Origin of the sequence: Pedobacter sp. (genome assembly GCF_037719805.1) — a bacterium.
Classification (GTDB): Bacteria; Bacteroidota; Bacteroidia; order Sphingobacteriales; family Sphingobacteriaceae; genus Pedobacter.
Genome location: NZ_JBBJLZ010000006.1, coordinates 417,462 through 435,444, shown reverse-complemented (window position 1 = coordinate 435,444; position 17,983 = coordinate 417,462). Strand labels below are relative to the sequence as shown.

Genomic DNA, 17,983 nt, shown 5'->3' with positions numbered 1-17,983 from the left:
ATAGTTTTTTAATAGTTTTGTAGCTTAATAATATAAAACGTGTCGATAATACTTGCTATTGAATCTTCCTGTGATGAAACCTCGGTTGCTATTAGTAACAACGGCAAAATTACTGCCAATGTTATTGCTAACCAAACAATTCATCAAAATTATGGAGGGGTCATTCCTGAGCTTGCCTCGAGAGTTCATCAACAAAATATTGTTCCCGTAATTCATCAGGCTTTATCCGACGCTAAAGTTAACAAAAAGGATCTTAATGCAGTTGCATTTACACGTGGTCCGGGCCTTCTGGGATCACTCCTGGTTGGTGTTTCTTTTGCGAAGTCCTTTGCCCTTGCACTCGGTCTGCCTTTAATTGCAGTCAATCATATGCATGCGCATATCCTGGCTCATTTTATCGATGATCCAAAACCCACATTTCCTTTCTTATGCCTTACTGTTTCGGGAGGTCATACACAGATCGTGTTGGTGAAAAGCTACTCCGAAATGGAAATAGTAGGAGAGACACTAGACGATGCTGCCGGCGAGGCTTTCGATAAGACCGCGAAGATACTAGGGCTTCCTTATCCAGGAGGACCATTAGTCGATAAACATGCAGGATTAGGAAATTCTTTGGCTTATAAGTTTGCAATCCCTCAGATTAAAGATTTCGATTACAGCTTTAGCGGTTTTAAGACCTCGATTTTATACTTCATAAGGGCACAAGAAAAGGACAACCCTAATTTTGTAGCTGAAAATTTGAACGATATTTGCGCTTCTGTACAATATAGTATCATTAATATCCTCTTGACAAAGCTTAAAAAAGCTGCCATTCAATTGGGAATCTCAGAGATTGCCATAGCAGGGGGCGTGTCCGCAAATTCAGGGTTACGCGCTAGCTTGCAGTCTATGGCCGCAGAACAAAACTGGAAGGTTTATATTCCTGGCTTTGAATATTGTACAGACAATGCAGCGATGATTGCGATGGCAGCACACTTTAAATATATTGATCAGGACTTTGTGCAGCAAGACGTCGCACCGTTGTCCAGAATGGAGTTTTAATCTAATTATAATTATTATGAGCGTAATGAGTTTTGTGTTTTTCGGTCTGATGTTGATACCGCTGATTGTATTTCTAATCTGGGTTATTAAAAAAGATAGAAATAAGAATTATTTAGGACTGGCTGTGTTGGTGTTTATGGCGGTTGTAGCGATCTATACCATCGTTAAATATGACAGTGCCTTCCTGGAAACTAATCCAACCTTAAACGGTAAATCTCAGACACCAAGTTATAGGTAAGTTCAAGATCGCAGTTTTGAACATAAAAAAAGGGGCAATCCACTCGGCTTGCCCCTTTTCTATAAAAATATAGAATCTTACTTTGCTTCCAATTTTTCCCCTGAAACTTCAGCTCTGATCTTGGCTTCAATTTCTTCCGAAAGCTCAGGATTATCCATTAGCAATTGCTTAACCGCATCACGTCCTTGTCCCAGTTTAGTATCACCATAGGAGAACCATGACCCGGCTTTCTTGATGATATTGAAATCAACGCCTAGATCGATGATCTCACCGGTTTTAGAGATACCTTCTCCAAACATAATATCGAATTCCGCAATACGGAAAGGAGGAGCAACCTTATTTTTGACAATCTTGACCTTAACACGGTTACCTGCAACCTCATCAGAATCTTTAATTTGTGAAGTTCTTCTGATGTCCAAACGAACTGAAGCATAAAACTTCAATGCGTTACCTCCGGTGGTAGTTTCCGGATTTCCGAACATCACGCCAATTTTCTCCCGCAACTGGTTAATAAATATACAGCAACATCCTGTTTTCGCAATGGTACCTGTTAACTTACGAAGAGCCTGAGACATCAAACGGGCATGTAATCCCATTTTTGAGTCTCCCATCTCCCCCTCAATCTCAGCTTTAGGCACAAGGGCGGCAACGGAGTCAATTACAATAACATCTATCGCTCCAGACCTGATCAGGTTGTCAGCAATCTCTAATGCCTGCTCACCATTGTCTGGCTGTGCAATTAACAAGTTGTCAACATCAACGCCCAACTTTTTAGCGTAACCTTTATCAAAAGCATGTTCTGCATCAATAAAGGCAGCAATACCACCTTTTTTCTGAGCCTCAGCAATAATGTGGGTAGCTAAAGTTGTTTTACCTGATGATTCCGGACCATAGATTTCGATTACACGACCTTTAGGTACACCACCTATGCCCAATGCAATGTCAAGGCTAATCGATCCTGTAGAAATTGATTCGATAGGCTCCACAGCATTATCGCCTAGTTTCATAACAGCACCCTTGCCATATGATTTTTCCAACTTATCAAGTGTAAGTTGTAATGCTTTTAACTTATCTGCGCCTGCGCTCATATTATTTGGTATTTCTTAATCATGTGCTAACTATATTAGCAAATATACGTTATATTTTAGATTAGCGAAAGAAAATGTAAAATATAATTTTGTTATCCACCCGTAACGCTAAATATATTAGTTATTTTATATGCTTTTTGGAAGTACTTACAAAAGGTTGTAATTTCACAGATGCTACATTTCGGCGATCTCGCTACACAAACATACCTACCATGTAGTATCAGCCAATGATGTGCGATGTAAATTGTGTCTTCCGGTAAATTCATTACCAACTCCTTTTCCACAGCCAAAGGTGTTTTGCCACTGGATAACCCAATTCTATTTGCTACTCGGAAAACGTGAGTATCTACCGCCATAGCCGGTGCATTATATATAACAGAAGCAATAACGTTTGCAGTTTTCCTTCCAACACCTGGGAGCTTCTGTAATTCGTTAACGTCAGAAGGGATCTCACTGTTAAACTCTTCCACCAGCATCTTAGCCATCCCTACCAAATGCTTTGCCTTATTATTAGGATAGCTTACACTTCGAATGTAATCGTATACTAAATCAGGTGTTACCTCTGAAAGCGCTTTAGCGTTCGGAAAACGTTGAAATAAAGCAGGTGTTAATAGATTAATACGCTTGTCTGTGCATTGTGCCGAAAGTATAACTGCCACAAGCAGTTGATAAGGATTGTCGTAGTGCAGTTCTGTTTCCGCATCAGGCTGACGCGCTGCAAAATGGTTAACAAAGAGCTTATACCGTTCTTTTTTGAGCATCAGCAAACATATATAAAAAGTATGTAACCAAAAAGGTCAGTCAAAATGAGCGTATTCGCAATCATTTCAACTGACCTTAAATCTTTAATAAATTACTTCTTCTTTGAGTAAGCTAAAATTTTCGAGATGGTCTCATCCGAGGGGTTTTTACTTAAAGCATCAAGTGAAAGCTTGATCGTTTCGTAGAAGGCTAAATCAGATGTATCTATATCTTCTATAGAAGTTTCCATCATTGATTTTTCGTAATTGAACTGATTAACTGAAGTAGAGGTTTCCATCATAAGCAATAACTGGGTGTAAATTTCTATTACAACGCTACTGATTATAATTTATTTTATACTTACAATAATTTTTTCAGATTCTTACTAGTTTTTATGAAACTTCTTTTACTTTCATCATTTTTCGCAAATTACTCAGGGCATATCTCATTCTCCCTAACGCTGTATTAATACTAACACCCGTTAAATCAGCAATTTCTTTAAAGCTTAAATCGGCATAATGTCGCATGATCAGAACTTCTTTTTGGTCTTCTGGAAGTAGTCTAATCATAGATCGCAGATCTAAATGCGTTTGTTCACGTAAAATCCTGTCCTCAGCGCTCTCCTCAAGAAATTGAAGCGTGTTAAAAACATCTGTGCCATCGGCACTTGTAATGATCGGCGCTCTTTTCTCCCGTCTAAAGTAATCGATAACTAAATTATGAGCAATCCGCATTACCCAAGGTAAAAACTTACCCTCTTCATTGTATTTGCCGGATCTGAGTGTGTTGATTACTTTTATAAAAGCGTCTTGAAAGATGTCTTCTGCCAGGTACTGGTCTTTCACTAATAAATATATAGAAGTGTAAATTTTTGACTTATGTCTGCGTAAAAGTTCTTCCAAAACAGACTCTTCGCCGTTGAGGTATAATTTTATCAGATCCTGATCGTTATAATGTTGTAATTTCATAGAAGTCCCTTACTAAATTCCCTTGCTGTTTGCTAAAAAAATACTTAGTAGATGTTTGATTCGATATCGGTTTCTCCTATTAAAGATTAGTGGGGTGAAAAGATTAAACAGTTATTAATTCAAAAGAAGCATTTTTTTATCATATTCCACTATAAAAAATGTTAAATAATATTAAATCTTCCCTGATGGGATTATTTTAGCCCATCCTTTCAAATCTTCATATCCTTATTTTGCGGTATATTTGCAATCTTCTATCGTGAAATTAATGAGTAAAGAAATAGAGAAAGATCCTCACAAACATATAATTATTAAAGGTGCAAGGGTTCACAACCTTAAAAACATTGACGTCGCCATCCCCAAAAATCGTCTTGTTGTCATTACAGGGATGTCTGGCTCCGGCAAATCGTCCTTAGCTTTTGATACCTTATATGCTGAAGGTCAGCGGCGATATGTAGAAAGTCTTTCCTCCTATGCCAGACAGTTTATGGGGCGGATGAATAAGCCCGATGTAGATTACATCAAAGGGATTGCACCCGCCATTGCCATTGAGCAAAAGGTCATAACCTCCAATCCAAGATCTACCGTAGGCACATCTACAGAAGTTTATGATTACCTTAAATTACTGTTTTCAAGAATTGGTAAAACCTATTCACCCGTATCTGGTAGTGTTGTAAAGCGCGATACGGTGACCACTGTGGTCGATTACATCCTCAGCCTTGGAACTGATAGTACCTCAACAGTCTATTGTCCATTATTTCCTCACAACAATAGATCAATAAAGGAAGAACTAGCAGTCTTGCTCCAAAAGGGCTTCTTAAGGATCTCCTATCAAGATAAGATCCAAAAAATAGAATCTATTCTTGAGGATGAATCCTTCGAAGACTTCGAGCTTAAAGATGAGTTTACAGTTAAGATTCTGATAGACCGCATCGTGGTCAGCGACGATGAGGAAACATTAAGTCGTACCGCCGATTCTGTTCAGACTGCTTTTTTTGAGGGTAAAGGTGATTGTTATGTAGAGTTTGAAAGTAAGCTTAAGCACTTTTGTGATCGTTTCGAACTCGATGAGATTCGCTTTGAAGAGCCAACACCAAACTTTTTCAGTTTCAATAATCCATATGGTGCATGCAAGCGTTGCGAAGGCTATGGTAACGTAATCGGAATAGATGAAGATCTTGTTATTCCCGATAAAAGCAAAAGCGTGTTCGACAATGCTATCGCTCCGTGGAGAGGTGAAAAGATGCGGGAATGGTTAAACAAATTTATTAAGGTATCTACTAAATTTGACTTCCCTATTCACAGACCATTTTCAGAGCTAACAGAAGAACAGCAACGCCTCATTTGGACTGGTAATAAATATTTTGCTGGCTTAGACGCTTTCTTTAAAGAACTTGAAGAGCAGACCTATAAGATCCAGTATAGAGTAATGTTATCTCGCTACCGCGGCAAAACCATCTGCCCGGATTGTAAAGGTTCCCGTTTAAGAAAAGACGCTTCTTACGTTAAGATCAACAACAAATCAATTATCGACATAGTGCTCATGCCATTATCAACGATACTTGACTTTTTTAGCAACCTTGAGCTCAGCAGTACAGAAGAAAAGATCGCTAAACGTTTACTAGCTGAAATCTCTACCAGAGTTCTTTTTCTTAATAACGTAGGTCTGGGATACTTAACACTTAATAGATTATCAAATACATTATCCGGCGGTGAGTCTCAAAGAATCAATCTTGCAACTTCACTAGGCAGTAGCCTGGTTGGGTCAATATACGTCCTTGACGAACCTAGTATTGGCCTCCACCCAAGGGATACCAATAAGCTTATCGAAGTTCTCATCTCCCTTAGGAACGTGGGCAATACGGTTATTGTCGTTGAACATGAGGAGGAAATGATGAGGGCAGCTGATCATATCATTGACATCGGCCCGGAAGCCGGCACTCACGGTGGTAATCTTGTATTTAGTGGCACCTACGATCAGATTATCAAAGATAAAAATAGTTTAACCGGTAAATACCTTTCGGGTAAAGAGCAAATTTCCGTTCCTGGTAGGCGAAGAGCATGGACAGATCATATTTTAGTAAAAGGTGCTCGGGAAAATAACCTCAAAAACGTAGATGTAAAGTTTCCTTTAGGAGTGTTTACTGTAGTAAGTGGCGTGTCTGGATCCGGAAAAACCAGCCTGATTAAAAAGATCCTATATCCTGCGCTTCAAAAGGCTATCGGAAATTACTCGGGAGAACAAACCGGCGCCTATGATGGTATTTTCGGCAATTATGACCTGGTGAGTCAGGTGGAGATGGTTGATCAGAATCCTATTGGAAGATCGTCCAGATCAAACCCTGTAACTTACGTAAAGGCCTGGGACGATATTAGAGCCCTTTTCTCCGCTTTACCTGCTTCCAAAGCATCTGGTCTAAAACCGGCAGCCTTCTCATTCAATGTTGAAGGTGGTCGCTGCGACGTTTGTCAGGGTGAAGGTGAAGTCAAAATAGAGATGCAATTTATGGCAGATATTTACTTGCCATGCGAAACCTGCGGAGGAAGAAGATTCAAGCAGCAAGTTCTTGATGTTACGTATCAGGATAAGAACGTTGCAGATATACTAGACCTCACTATTGAAGAAGCAGTAGCATTCTTTAAAAGCGAGTCAAAGATCCTCAATAAACTACAGCCACTTGTTGATGTAGGTCTTGGTTACGTCCATTTGGGTCAGTCATCCAATACCTTGTCTGGAGGTGAAGCTCAGCGTATAAAACTTGCATCATTTTTAATTAAAGGTAATAACGCTAACAAAACTGTGTTCATCTTCGATGAGCCCACTACTGGTCTCCATTTTCATGATATCAAAAAGTTATTGATTGCTTTAAATACACTTATAGAGCAAGGCAACACCATTCTGGTAATTGAGCACAATATGGACATGATTAAATCCGCTGACTGGATTATTGATATCGGACCTGAAGGCGGAGACAATGGTGGTAATGTAGTGTTTGAAGGTTTACCTGAAGATTTAGTGAAAGTAAAAGCTTCTTATACTGCTAAGTATTTAAAAGCCCATTTGAAATAAATGTATCTTCGGAAATGTTGTTTTTAACTCTCTTTCTAGGTGTGATATTAAATCTGATTGGATACATCCCACCGGGAAATATCAATCTAACCGTTGTACAAATCACGATCACGCGTGGTATAAAGCAAGCGCTTTATTTTATCGTTGCCTTTGCTTCGGTTGAAGTCTTGTTTACTTTCGGTGTGATGCGCTTCGTACAATGGCTCTCGAGTGAGATCAAACTTGGAGATATCATAGACGTGGTCATGATTCTAATGTTTGGTGTTTTAGGTGTTATCACTTGGCGGTCACGCAAGGAAATGCCTAAAGCAGACTATTCAAAGAAAGACAGCATCCGTTACGGGTTACTATTGGGAGTAATCAATCCCATGCAGATTCCCTATTGGTTGTTTGTGGGGACATACCTCATTTCGCATGAGTGGATCAGTATCGGCTACCTTTCTCTTTCCGTTTTCAGTATCGGATCAGGGATAGGGGCAGCCCTAGCCTTGTATGGCTTTGCCAGATTTGCACAGTTCGTTCAGGAGAAGTTTGCGCTAAGCAGCTATAAAGTAAGTAAAGGAATTGCACTTCTATTTTTTGCGCTTTCCGCATATCATCTTGTTAAGGTAGTTTACATCCACCTCATCAAATAGCTTAGCGCTTCAAAAACTCTACATTCCAAATCTTTTCTGCCTTTCTTCCAATCAGCCAAAATGATACTGCAAGTACGCAAAAGAATAATGCCTTATTCCAGCTGTCCCAGAAGTATTCAAAATAACGTGTGTAAAGATTTAAGAAAAGAAAAGTAATACCAAACTCGCGTGCAACATCGTCTCTGTATTTCAATCCAACAAAAATACTGCCTAGGGAGACGGCAGCTGATATAATTCCCCAGTAGAAAAGACTTAACTGTCTAACGCTATACCATTCCTCCAACGTTCCAAAATTGCCAAATACAGAGAGCAGCCAAAGCGAAACAAATAAATAAACCATCCCGCAGATGTAATTGGTCTGATAGAATAGACTCAATTTCTCGCTTCGACGCATTAAAAAGGAGAGCGCCGTTATTATTGCGCCAAAAAACACAAATCTTAATGGGTAGTTCATTCCTATGAAATACCATGACCATCTGGAAAGGTAGCCAGTTTCCGTTCCAAACCAGGCACCAAGGGATAACAATACAAATGCCCAGATTAGTCTGGACTGGAACACATATGCCAGAACGCCATAAATGAAAACAGACGCCAGTATCAACAACGAAAAATGCGAATTGCCGTTGTCAATAGCTTTCCCAAGGTACGCGATGGCATTAGCTGTAAGCATAATGCCGCTAAACACAAGTGCTTCGTTACTGAACACCTGATGCGACATAGATTTTTTCCTTTTAAAAGCGAAGTAGTAAATTAATACTGCTGCTATAGCAGAAATTATGCTGATCAGAACATCAGAAGCGTCAAATATAAATTTGAGATAGTTTAGAATTTTATCATCAATCAGCAGCGCACCTAAAGAGATCACGCCGCAGGCCATGGCTATCCAAAAAGAATACTGAGCCAAACGCCTCCAGTCAAACGTTTTTGTCTCATAACTGCTTTTAAGTTTTTTAATGTCCTCTTCCGTTAGCAGTTTTTCTTCCAGCCAATGACTAAGCATCTCATCTAAAAACTCGCTTTTTTCCTGGTCTACCTTCATGAAATCTATAGCGTTAGCTACTTTAACAAATTAGGTATCTTTTTGTTGTTTCCAACAATCCAAACCACATCTCCGTTTTCAAAGATCAGATTAGAGTCTGGATTCAAAATCCGCTCCCCTGCACGTTCAATACCAACAACAAGGCCTTGAGTGGTCTCCCTGATCCCTGAAGTACGTATACTTTGATTAAAGACGGGCGAACTGCTGTTAATGATTACTTTTTGTAAAGACATATCCTCCTTTGGAAAACTAGACTCTGCATTTGCAGCCATACCGCCTTCAAACAACTCTTTAATAGCCGCTAGTTGATCATCGGTACCTATTACCAATAACTTGTCATTAGGATAAAGCCTATCGTCTCTTCCCGGCGTTGGTATCATGACTTTACCACGCTCAATGAGGGCAATGTTGACACCAAACTTTTCACGTACTGAAAGTTCCATTAGCGTTTTGCCGACCAGGGCTGATTCCGGAGCAACTATCATTTCAGCAAGGTGAGTGTCCCAGGGTAAGATTTCAGGCTGCCTGTTTTGTGCTTCCCTGGCGTTCAGGTTCAACAAGAAGCGCTTTTCCAACTGGTCATAAAAGGACTGCAGCTTTCTCGAAAAAATAATCATTCCCAATATGATAAGCCCCAGTGCAATGATCGCAGCGATGGCGGTGTCGAAAAATTCATACATCAGAAAGCCAACATATAATACGCCTAATGCTATTCTGAATACCTCGATTGAGATGAGAGGCCCGCGTGTGTATTTTTTATTAAGCCAAAGATGTGAATAAGCCGTTCGCTTAATTCTTCTGATTGACAGCGCCCATAAAAATGGCGCCATTAGTATAAAAGATAAAACTACACTAATTATAGTTCCATTGATACCGGATGCAATGTTACCATGTATAAAAGGGTGAAGATATCGGTAGGCAAGAAAAATGATTGCTATGATAATGACCGAATGAATAATTGTATTGAACACATAAGCGCTTAATAATATTTTCCAGTCGCTTAGTTTTGTAATGCCTTCTGTGCCCGTACTATATCTGCCAATCGCGTCCTGCCAGCTTTTAGGTAAGATCCTTTGAAGAAAAATATAAAATGGATCTGCTAGTTTAATTAGGTAAGGGGTGGTGAAGGTCGTTACCGCCGCTGACGCAACGGCAATAGGATATAAAAAGTCACTGGTAACTTTCAACGTAACACCTAAGGTGGCGATGATAAAGGAAAACTCCCCAATCTGGGCCAGACTCATCCCTGCCTGTACTGACGTTTTCAATGGTTGTCCTGCCAATAACGCACCGAGTACTGTGAAAATTACTTTACCTAAGATGATCACAAACACAGCAAGTGCAATTGGTCCTGCATGCTTAACTAGCATTGCCGGATCTATAAGCATTCCAACCGAAACAAAGAATACTGCGGAAAAAAGATCCTTAACCGACTTTGTTAAATGTTCTATACGTTCTGCCTGAGTTGTCTCAGCAAGTATTGAGCCCATAATAAACGCACCCAGAGCAGGGGAGAAGCCAACTTTCACTGCCAACATCACCATCACCAAACAAAGTGCTAAGGATACCACCAACATGGTTTCGTCATTCATCAAAGGTTTCGTAACCTTCAGGAAAGTAGGAATAAGAAAAATGCCGCCCAAAAACCACAGTACCAAAAAGAATGCAAGCTTTAGGATGGAAAATAACATCTCAGATCCAGCAGATTGCTGGCTGACCGCCAAGGTAGAGAACAGCACTAACAATAAAATGGCCACCAAATCCTCCACAATAAGTACTCCAAAAACAAGGCCGGCGAACTTCTTATGTTTTACGCCAAGCTCCTCGAAGGCCTTGATCGTAATCATAGTGGAGGAGATCGAAAGGATACCTCCGAAAAAAAGGCCATCCATGTCAGACCACCCTAGCAACTTTCCCATACCATATCCACCAAGGATCAAAAAGCCGACTTTCACAATAGCTGTTATGGAGGCCGATCCCCCAACCTTAACAAGTTTCTTGAAGCTAAACTCTAAACCCAGGCTGAATAAAAGGAAAATAACACCAATTTCTCCCCAGATGTTAATGCTTTTACTGTCACTGACTGATGGGAGAAAGTCTAGATATGGACCTACTAAAACACCCGCCAAAATGTAACCTAATACCAGTGGTTGATTTATCTTTTTAAAGATCAGCGTGGTGATTCCGGCTGCGGCTAAAATAAGTCCTAAATCGGCTATTAAGTCGGGTAAGTGCATAGTTATGTTTGAGGGTATTCGCTAATATAAGAAAAAAACCCGCTTTTTCACTATTTAAAGGCACTTTCTTCGTTTAGACTGACTCCTCGAAGAATTTCATCGTAGCCAGCTTATCTGCATGCAACTGATCCTTTAGCGCGTCTAATCCAGTAAACTTTACATCATGACGCAAGAATTTGAGGAAGTTCATTGTGATCAGCTGACCATATATTTCTTGATCAAAATCGAAAATATTTACTTCAATGTTTCTGGTCATGCCATTTATTGTAGGTCGCTGACCTATGTAAGCCATCCCTTTGTAAGTAACCCCGCTCAGCTCCACCGTTACCGCATAAATTCCATCAGATGGAATCAGTTTATAAGTCTCTTCAACAAAAATATTAGCAGTTGGGAATCCAATTGTCCGACCAATTTTATCGCCTTTAATCACCCGCCCATGAATTGAAAAATTATACCCGAGGTAGCTTGACGCCAAAGCCACATCGCCATCAAGTAAAGCAGTGCGGATCTTCGTTGAACTAACTGCAACATCATTAATGTCCTGCTCTGGAATCTCTTCAATCTCGAAGCCATAAATGCTCGCAAACTTTTGGAGGTCGGCCATACTGCCCTGCCGATCCTTGCCGAACCTATGGTCATAGCCCACAATAGTGTGTTTTACTCCAATTGTGTCGATTAGTATTTCTTTAATATATTCCGACGGACTTAAATTAGAGAAATCACGTGTAAAAGGAGTGATTATGAGATGATCCACACCCAGAGCAGCCAGAATCTTAGCTTTTTCTTCGATGGTATTAATCATCTTTAGCTGTTGATTTTCAGGATCAATAATCAGTCTGGGATGAGGGAAAAAAGTGAGAATAACACTTTCCCCACCAGTCGATTTTGCCAATTCACATAAACGTCTGATAATCTTTTGATGTCCGAAATGCACGCCATCAAATGTGCCGATTGTAACAACGGCATTGTCTAGCTTTTTGAATTCGGAAAAGTGGTTATATATTTTCAAAGGGCCAGGTTTAATGTATAGATTGTCTCTTTACTACACCGCCTTTTATATCGGCGATTTGCTGTTGCACTACAAATGCATCCGGATCGATCTGCCTAATCTCTCCTTGCAATTTACTCATTTCTAACTTTGTGACAACGGTGTAAACGATGTCAATATCTTTCTTAACGCCGTAACCACCTTCACCTTTGTAGATAGTAACTCCGCGCTTCATTTTGTCTATAATAAACTGCTTGATTTCGTCATTCTTTTCAGAAATGATAGTAACCCCAGTATATTGCTCAAGTCCATTAACCACGAAGTCTATGGTCTTCGAAGCAGACAAATAGGTAAGAATTGAATACATTGCTGTCACAAGATCTAGAAATATTGCAACTACTCCGAAGATGAGAATGTTAAGCACCAGAATGATATTGCCTACTGTTAGTATGCTATTTCTGCTGATATAAAGTGCCAGCACTTCTGTACCATCAATAACACAACCGCCTCTCATAGCAAACCCAATCCCCGCTCCAAGGAATAAGCCGCCAAATACAGCAATTAGTAACTTATCGTGCGTAACTGGTTGAAACGGGATAACCAATAACGATATGGCTAACAAAGAGATCGCTATTGCGGTCTTTATGGCAAAACCTTTTCCTATCTGTTTAAAACCGAGGATAATGAAAGGAATATTAATAGCAACTATTAGATAAGATAATTCCAGTCCTGTTAGCCGGCTTACCAGCAGGGAAATTCCGGTCACGCCACCATCGATGAAATCATTAGGCATTAAAAAGCTTTTCAATCCAAAGCAAGCAGAGGTGATGCCGGCCGCAACTAACAAAACATCTCTTAAATACCGCGCCTTGTTATTGAGGTGCTTTTGCATTGGTTCTAGCTTAAAGAATTTGAACTGGATTGCTCTTCTCGCTTGCTACGGAGGTGTGCTACTAGATCAGAGACTTCAAATGCGTTTTCCAGCAGAAAACTTCCACTTCGTGTCCTGGTAAGTTTTGAAAGGTAGGCGCCGTTATTAAGGGCTTTCCCGAAATCTGAAACCAATGATCTGATGTAAGTTCCTTTACTACAAACGATCCGGAAATCTACTTCAGGTAAGTCAATGCGAGTGATTTCAAATACTGGAACGCTAACAAACCGCAAACGCAGTTCTGTTTCCTCCCCTCTTCTAGCCTTTACATACAAGCGTTCTCCATTTACCTTTACGGCAGAATGAGCAGGAGGATACTGTTGAATATCCCCAGTAAAAGCTTTGGTCGCAGCGTAAATCTGATCATCTTCAAGGCCATCCAGAGGAAATTCCTCTTCAACCACAGTTTCCATATCAAATGAAGGAGTTGTAGCGCCAAGTACCATTGTTCCGGTGTATTCTTTTTCTTCAGCCTGAAAAGTGTCTATTTGCTTCGTCAACTTGCCCGTACATAAGATCAAAAGTCCAGTCGCCAGCGGATCTAACGTACCGGCGTGACCAACCTTGAGTTTCAATGGTTTCAATGAGTTTCTGATCTTACCAACTACATCGAAACTAGTCCACTTGTAAGGTTTATTAATCAATAGAAGCTCACCTTCTGCAAACTTAAAATCAGGGAAGGCTATCTCAAGATGAGCGTTACTTTGTTGATCTGTCATTATGATACGTTCATTTCGATGCCAGCAAAGTAAAGTGCCAGAATTACAATACCTACTACGATTCTATACCATCCAAACATCCAGAAACCGTGTTTAGAAAGAAAACCAATGAAAGATTTAATGGCAATTATCGCTACGATAAAGGCGATCAAATTACCAAATAGCAACAGCTTTATATTGTCTGTATTTAACAATTCATAACCTTGTAGTAGCTTATAGCCGGTCGCAGCACACATCGTAGGCACTGCTAAAAAGAAAGAGAATTCAGCAGCAGCATGTCTGGTTAGCTTCTGTTGCATACCTCCGATGATGGTAGCTGCACTTCGGCTCAATCCAGGGAAAACAATTGCAAGAACCTGAAAACATCCTATTTTAAAGGCTGAAAGGTTAGTGATATTCGCTTCTTCGCTTATTTCAGGAGTCTTGAACAACTTATCAATAAATAATAATATAATACCTCCAACTAACAATACAATGGCTATAAATATCGGGTTGCCAAGTTTGTCGTCAATAAAGTCATTTAATAGCTTGCCAAAGATCAGAGCAGGTATCACTGCAATGATTAGCTTAAGATAAAACTGCCATTTACTAAAGTCGAAGAACTTTTTCCAATATAGTACTACAACTGCAAGGATTGCTCCTAACTGGATAGCTACCTCATATAATTTAACAAAATCATCATCACCTATACCCATGAAAGAGCTCGCGATTACCATATGCCCTGTGGACGATACCGGTAAAAATTCAGTTAATCCTTCAATTATTGCAAGGATTAACGCCTGTAAGTAATCCATTAAATATTACTTCTTTAAGATGGCGTATACACCGAATCCGAATCCGAACAATACCACCATTGGTGCAAGTAAGGTCTTTCTAAAATCATAGATGTCGGTGGTTCCCATCATTAAGACGAAGCCGACAACTACTATCGCAATGCTAATCAACAAAAGTTGATAATTTTTCTTGGTAAATACCAGTTCTGAATTTGCATCCTGCGTTGCAGGAGCTGATTTTTTCTCGATCATTATCTGTAAAGGTCGTAAATTTTAAGGCGTAAATATTTTCCAACGGCAAACGAAGTGCTTATTGCAGTAATAAAAATTCCAATGCCAACCAGGCTTAAGAGTACAATTCCGAACTCAGTATAATTTCTAAGAATGACAATTTCAGGAATCTCTCTTTGCGCATAATACAAAAGGCCTAAAAGTATTAATATGGCTATAAACGCTGCAATCAGCCCATGCAAAGCGGCCAGCAAAATGAAGGGCTTACGAATAAATGCACGTGTTGCACCCACCAATTGCATACTCTTAATAAGAAAGCGCTGGGAATAAATAGCTAATCTAATCGTATTATTAATTAGTGCTACGGAGATGATAAGTAAGATGGCTGCAAAACCCAGGATAATCAAACCGATGGTATTAATGTTATTATTAACCATATCGATAAGCGAACTCTGATAAATCACTTCCTTAACAACAGGATTTTTAGCGATACTCGCTTTGAGTGCATCAATCCCTTTTGCATTAGCAAAATCAGCTTTTAGATACACGTCAACAGTAGAGAGAAGCGGGTTGTAACCTAAAAAGTTAACGAAATCTTCCCCTAGATCAGCGGTAAGGTTTCTTGCAGCCATTTCCTTATTGACATATTGAGTGTTCTTTACAGCGGGATTGGCGTTTAATTCCTTTTGGAACTGCAGCACATCAGTATCTTTTGCACCTTCATCGACAATGATATTAAGCACAATATTCTCCTTCACATAGTTGGAAAGGTTCTTGGCGTGTACCAATATAAGACCGAGCATTCCAAGCATCAATAAAACCAACGCAATACTAAAGATTGTCGAGATATAAATGGTTTTTGTCTTCTTAGAAGCATCACTTACTTCAAATTCTTCCATGTACAGTAAATTATGTTCTGCGAAAATAAAAAAATATAAGCAACTAAATTACATTATATACCCTTTATCTGATTTTAAAACGAAGCATTTAACATTATTTAACGCGACAATGTCCGTAGGTTTGTCGTTCAGAAAGCTCGACCATTGATTATGATCCGCAAATATTTGGCAGATGATTTTGAAATACTTAATAGATGAGTTACTGATAGTTACCGACTCGTACAGTTGGTTTCAAATATCTACCGGATAAACAGATGACGATGTTTCATAATAACAAACGATTTACAAAATGACCCTGACCTTAAAAAAGTGATCACAATTTCAGCCACTTGGTAATTCTTAAATGACTTCTTGCCAGTGGTTTTGAATGATTAAACTATTTCATTGCCTTTTCCAACGCAACTAAGCCTCCTACAACAGGTATGGTCAATGTTGTTCCATTCAAATCAATGGTTACTTCTGTTCCTGCTTTCGGCCAAAGCGTAAATTCTTTATCGCTTGAAAAAATCATTAGCCCGATCTGCTTACCTGCCGGAATGATCTGGTCGTCGGGTTGAAGGTTAAACTTTAAATCGTAAAACTTACCGGGTACCAGGGGACTACTTTTGCTAATAGACTTGCTGTTTTGAGGATCTGCCCAACCACGCGTGATTACGTTATCCATCAACTTTGTACCCGCACCTTCAGTCCATGGCAATGCAACCAACCAAACTGAAAAGTTCGCTGCTGGTTTGCTACTCGAAAGTTTCACCGTAACCTGCGTAAGTCCTGATAAATGCAGCGACTTTTTTAATATAGGACTAACGTAAAGCAAACGGTGATCTGATGTCTCAGCTTTAGCTAACTCACTTCCCGAAAACGCAACGTCGTCAACTAACTTCTCAGAAGTCTGTTTCGCAGGCTTAGCCAAAACAAGCTTTCCTTGGCTTGTCCCACCAGCAGAAATATAAATTTTGACATCTTCCGCTGCAGGATTAGGGTAATCAGCGTAAGGAGTAGGGTTAGCATTCCCATCTTTCTCTCTAACGATCCATGCTTTGGGATCCTTTTCTACACCATTATCAATGCCGAAAAGATATCGCGTAAACCACCTGTTCATCATTTTCATGGGTGGTGGTCCGCCATGCTCGCCCTGGTGATAATAGATTTGAACAGGCAAACCTTTCGCCTCGGCCGCTTTGTAAATACGGTAGCTGTGCTCGGGCATCACGTTCCAGTCATTAAATCCGTGGGACATAAGCAAGGCGGCTTTCATTGGTTTCATTGCGTTTAGATAATCTCTTCCTGCCCAGAAACTGTTATAATCTCCGGTAACGCGATCCATTCCTTTTGCCATCTCTCTATCTCTCACGGTGCTGTCAGAATATGCTCGTTTATCCTCAGCTCCACTATGTATAAAATCATACAATACATCGATATCCTCGCCTAAATATCCACCCGGGTTTCTGATCAGCCCGTTTGAGCGGTAATAGTGGTAGTACGAAGTATTGGGTGCAACAGGAATAATGGCTTTCAGACCTTCAACACCGGTAGTCGCCGCTGCTAAAGGAAGTGTACCGTTGTAAGAAGTGCCGGTCATGCCTACACTCCCTGTACTCCAAAAGGCCTTAATTTTTTCATTTCCATCAGCAGATGTATACCCATTGTCCTTACCAGATAGCCACTCGATTACTGCCTTCGGAGCTAGCGATTCGTTGATGCCTCCAACAGTTGGTGATCCTTGTGAAAGCCCCGTTCCTGGTGATGAAGAGTGCACAATGATGAATCCTCTTTTTACCCACTCCCTAATCAGAGAGTTTGAGATTATTGGACGCTTTCCCGTTCGTATGACGCTTGGGTGAACCCTGGCTATAGGAGGTTTCTCACCGACTTCATGCTTTACATCCCAAAATAACCCCGGAACATCGGCGGCTGTTCCCGCATAATACGGACTACTCTCATAAATGACAGGAAGTTTTAAACCTTCAGTTTCGGTCTGAAAAGGTCTGGTTACATCCACGTGCATCCGATCAAGTTTCCCATTACCATCCGTATCAAATGTGGTTTCTACCCAAAGATCATGGCGGATCCATTTGTCGGGAGTATCAAACAAGGCTACAACCTGCGCTTCCCCATCTTTGAATACGGGTTTTGCCTTCTCCTGTGCGTTTGTAGAAAAAGCAGTCAAATAAAGCGACAAAGACAATAGAACTATAGTTCTGTTCTTGAAGTTGAAATACATCATAATGGTTAGCTTGGAAAAGATAAATATAGAAATAATCTCCATAGCGGTGATTAACCGCTTTCCAAACTTTATTCCTAATGAATCTGATCACAAATCAGCTATTATTTATATCTAATTACATATAAATCTTAGAATATCTAACTTATTATATCTTTTTACATATA

At 40.0% G+C, this 17,983-nt stretch carries 17 protein-coding genes; 4 read left to right on the top strand and 13 right to left on the bottom strand.

The features are described from left to right. Nucleotides 1-39 precede the first annotated feature (39 nt). Nucleotides 40-1,041 carry a tRNA (adenosine(37)-N6)-threonylcarbamoyltransferase complex transferase subunit TsaD gene (gene tsaD, locus WKF66_RS21325; protein ID WP_489676536.1) on the top strand — a complete coding sequence of 334 codons (1,002 nt, stop codon included), beginning with the start codon at nucleotides 40-42 and terminating at the stop codon, nucleotides 1,039-1,041. Nucleotides 1,042-1,057: 16 nt separating this feature from the next. Beyond that, nucleotides 1,058-1,279: a hypothetical protein gene (locus WKF66_RS21320; protein WP_489676535.1), complete on the top strand. Its 222-nt coding sequence runs from the start codon at nucleotides 1,058-1,060 to the stop codon at nucleotides 1,277-1,279. A gap of 77 nt (nucleotides 1,280-1,356) precedes the next feature. Here WKF66_RS21320 and recA read toward each other — a convergent pair whose 3' ends face one another. The 4 genes from recA to WKF66_RS21300 all read right to left on the bottom strand — a co-directional run bounded on the left by recA (nucleotide 1,357) and on the right by WKF66_RS21300 (nucleotide 4,076). Next, nucleotides 1,357-2,367, bottom strand: a complete 1,011-nt coding sequence (gene recA, locus WKF66_RS21315; RefSeq protein WP_489676534.1) for a recombinase RecA — start codon at nucleotides 2,365-2,367, stop codon at nucleotides 1,357-1,359. A gap of 92 nt (nucleotides 2,368-2,459) precedes the next feature. Beyond that, nucleotides 2,460-3,128 (bottom strand): endonuclease III, encoded by a 669-nt coding sequence (gene nth, locus WKF66_RS21310; protein WP_489676533.1) that lies wholly within the window; start codon nucleotides 3,126-3,128, stop codon nucleotides 2,460-2,462. A 92-nt stretch (nucleotides 3,129-3,220) separates the two neighbouring features. Then, complete coding sequence (locus WKF66_RS21305) at nucleotides 3,221-3,409, bottom strand: hypothetical protein (protein WP_489676532.1); 189 nt, start codon at nucleotides 3,407-3,409, stop codon at nucleotides 3,221-3,223. Nucleotides 3,410-3,500: 91 nt separating this feature from the next. Further along, nucleotides 3,501-4,076: an RNA polymerase sigma factor gene (locus WKF66_RS21300; protein ID WP_489676531.1), complete on the bottom strand. Its 576-nt coding sequence runs from the start codon at nucleotides 4,074-4,076 to the stop codon at nucleotides 3,501-3,503. 265 nt (nucleotides 4,077-4,341) lie between these two features. On the opposite strand from WKF66_RS21300, the gene uvrA reads away from it, so the two are divergent. Together uvrA and WKF66_RS21290 are read left to right on the top strand one after the other, a co-directional pair. Further along, nucleotides 4,342-7,143 carry an excinuclease ABC subunit UvrA gene (uvrA, locus tag WKF66_RS21295; RefSeq protein ID WP_489676530.1) on the top strand — a complete coding sequence of 934 codons (2,802 nt, stop codon included), beginning with the start codon at nucleotides 4,342-4,344 and terminating at the stop codon, nucleotides 7,141-7,143. Between the two features lie 14 nt (nucleotides 7,144-7,157). Beyond that, on the top strand, nucleotides 7,158-7,778 hold the full coding sequence (locus WKF66_RS21290) for a LysE family transporter (RefSeq protein ID WP_489676529.1): 621 nt from the start codon (nucleotides 7,158-7,160) through the stop codon (nucleotides 7,776-7,778). A gap of 1 nt (nucleotide 7,779) precedes the next feature. Here the strand turns inward: WKF66_RS21290 and WKF66_RS21285 are convergent, their stop codons facing one another. From WKF66_RS21285 to WKF66_RS21245, 9 genes are all read right to left on the bottom strand, one after another. Then, a complete protein-coding gene (locus tag WKF66_RS21285) occupies nucleotides 7,780-8,817 on the bottom strand; it encodes a DUF2157 domain-containing protein (RefSeq protein ID WP_489676528.1) in 1,038 nt (345 codons plus the stop codon). 17 nt (nucleotides 8,818-8,834) lie between these two features. Next, nucleotides 8,835-11,054 (bottom strand): monovalent cation:proton antiporter family protein, encoded by a 2,220-nt coding sequence (locus WKF66_RS21280; protein WP_489676527.1) that lies wholly within the window; start codon nucleotides 11,052-11,054, stop codon nucleotides 8,835-8,837. A 73-nt stretch (nucleotides 11,055-11,127) separates the two neighbouring features. Then, entirely contained in the window at nucleotides 11,128-12,063 is a 936-nt protein-coding gene (locus WKF66_RS21275) for a bifunctional riboflavin kinase/FAD synthetase (RefSeq protein WP_489676526.1), read from the bottom strand. A gap of 10 nt (nucleotides 12,064-12,073) precedes the next feature. Next, entirely contained in the window at nucleotides 12,074-12,934 is an 861-nt protein-coding gene (locus WKF66_RS21270) for a YitT family protein (protein ID WP_489676525.1), read from the bottom strand. Nucleotides 12,935-12,939: 5 nt separating this feature from the next. Further along, nucleotides 12,940-13,692 (bottom strand): tRNA pseudouridine(55) synthase TruB, encoded by a 753-nt coding sequence (truB, locus tag WKF66_RS21265; protein WP_489676524.1) that lies wholly within the window; start codon nucleotides 13,690-13,692, stop codon nucleotides 12,940-12,942. Continuing rightward, a complete protein-coding gene (locus WKF66_RS21260) occupies nucleotides 13,692-14,486 on the bottom strand; it encodes an undecaprenyl-diphosphate phosphatase (RefSeq protein ID WP_489676523.1) in 795 nt (264 codons plus the stop codon). The genes truB and WKF66_RS21260 overlap by 1 nt, the downstream gene beginning before the upstream one ends. A gap of 6 nt (nucleotides 14,487-14,492) precedes the next feature. Then, nucleotides 14,493-14,717, bottom strand: coding sequence for a DUF3098 domain-containing protein (locus tag WKF66_RS21255; RefSeq protein WP_489676522.1), 225 nt, complete (start codon nucleotides 14,715-14,717; stop codon nucleotides 14,493-14,495). Then, nucleotides 14,717-15,595, bottom strand: a complete 879-nt coding sequence (locus WKF66_RS21250) for a cell division protein FtsX (protein ID WP_489676521.1) — start codon at nucleotides 15,593-15,595, stop codon at nucleotides 14,717-14,719. Before WKF66_RS21250 ends, WKF66_RS21255 begins: the two co-directional genes overlap by 1 nt. 376 nt (nucleotides 15,596-15,971) lie before the next feature. Continuing rightward, nucleotides 15,972-17,861, bottom strand: a complete 1,890-nt coding sequence (locus tag WKF66_RS21245) for a Xaa-Pro dipeptidyl-peptidase (protein ID WP_489676520.1) — start codon at nucleotides 17,859-17,861, stop codon at nucleotides 15,972-15,974. Between the last annotated feature and the right edge of the window lie 122 nt (nucleotides 17,862-17,983).

Coding starts and splice junctions, on each gene's coding strand:
- WKF66_RS21320 (WP_489676535.1), top strand. CDS start 1,058: ATGAGCGTAATGAGTTTTGTGTTTTTCGGTCTGATGTTGATACCGCTG.
- recA (WP_489676534.1), bottom strand. CDS start 2,367: ATGAGCGCAGGCGCAGATAAGTTAAAAGCATTACAACTTACACTTGAT.
- nth (WP_489676533.1), bottom strand. CDS start 3,128: ATGCTCAAAAAAGAACGGTATAAGCTCTTTGTTAACCATTTTGCAGCG.
- WKF66_RS21305 (WP_489676532.1), bottom strand. CDS start 3,409: ATGATGGAAACCTCTACTTCAGTTAATCAGTTCAATTACGAAAAATCA.
- WKF66_RS21300 (WP_489676531.1), bottom strand. CDS start 4,076: ATGAAATTACAACATTATAACGATCAGGATCTGATAAAATTATACCTC.
- uvrA (WP_489676530.1), top strand. CDS start 4,342: ATGAGTAAAGAAATAGAGAAAGATCCTCACAAACATATAATTATTAAA.
- WKF66_RS21290 (WP_489676529.1), top strand. CDS start 7,158: ATGTTGTTTTTAACTCTCTTTCTAGGTGTGATATTAAATCTGATTGGA.
- WKF66_RS21285 (WP_489676528.1), bottom strand. CDS start 8,817: ATGAAGGTAGACCAGGAAAAAAGCGAGTTTTTAGATGAGATGCTTAGT.
- WKF66_RS21280 (WP_489676527.1), bottom strand. CDS start 11,054: ATGCACTTACCCGACTTAATAGCCGATTTAGGACTTATTTTAGCCGCA.
- WKF66_RS21270 (WP_489676525.1), bottom strand. CDS start 12,934: ATGCAAAAGCACCTCAATAACAAGGCGCGGTATTTAAGAGATGTTTTG.
- truB (WP_489676524.1), bottom strand. CDS start 13,692: ATGACAGATCAACAAAGTAACGCTCATCTTGAGATAGCCTTCCCTGAT.
- WKF66_RS21260 (WP_489676523.1), bottom strand. CDS start 14,486: ATGGATTACTTACAGGCGTTAATCCTTGCAATAATTGAAGGATTAACT.
- WKF66_RS21255 (WP_489676522.1), bottom strand. CDS start 14,717: ATGATCGAGAAAAAATCAGCTCCTGCAACGCAGGATGCAAATTCAGAA.
- WKF66_RS21250 (WP_489676521.1), bottom strand. CDS start 15,595: ATGGAAGAATTTGAAGTAAGTGATGCTTCTAAGAAGACAAAAACCATT.
- WKF66_RS21245 (WP_489676520.1), bottom strand. CDS start 17,861: ATGGAGATTATTTCTATATTTATCTTTTCCAAGCTAACCATTATGATG.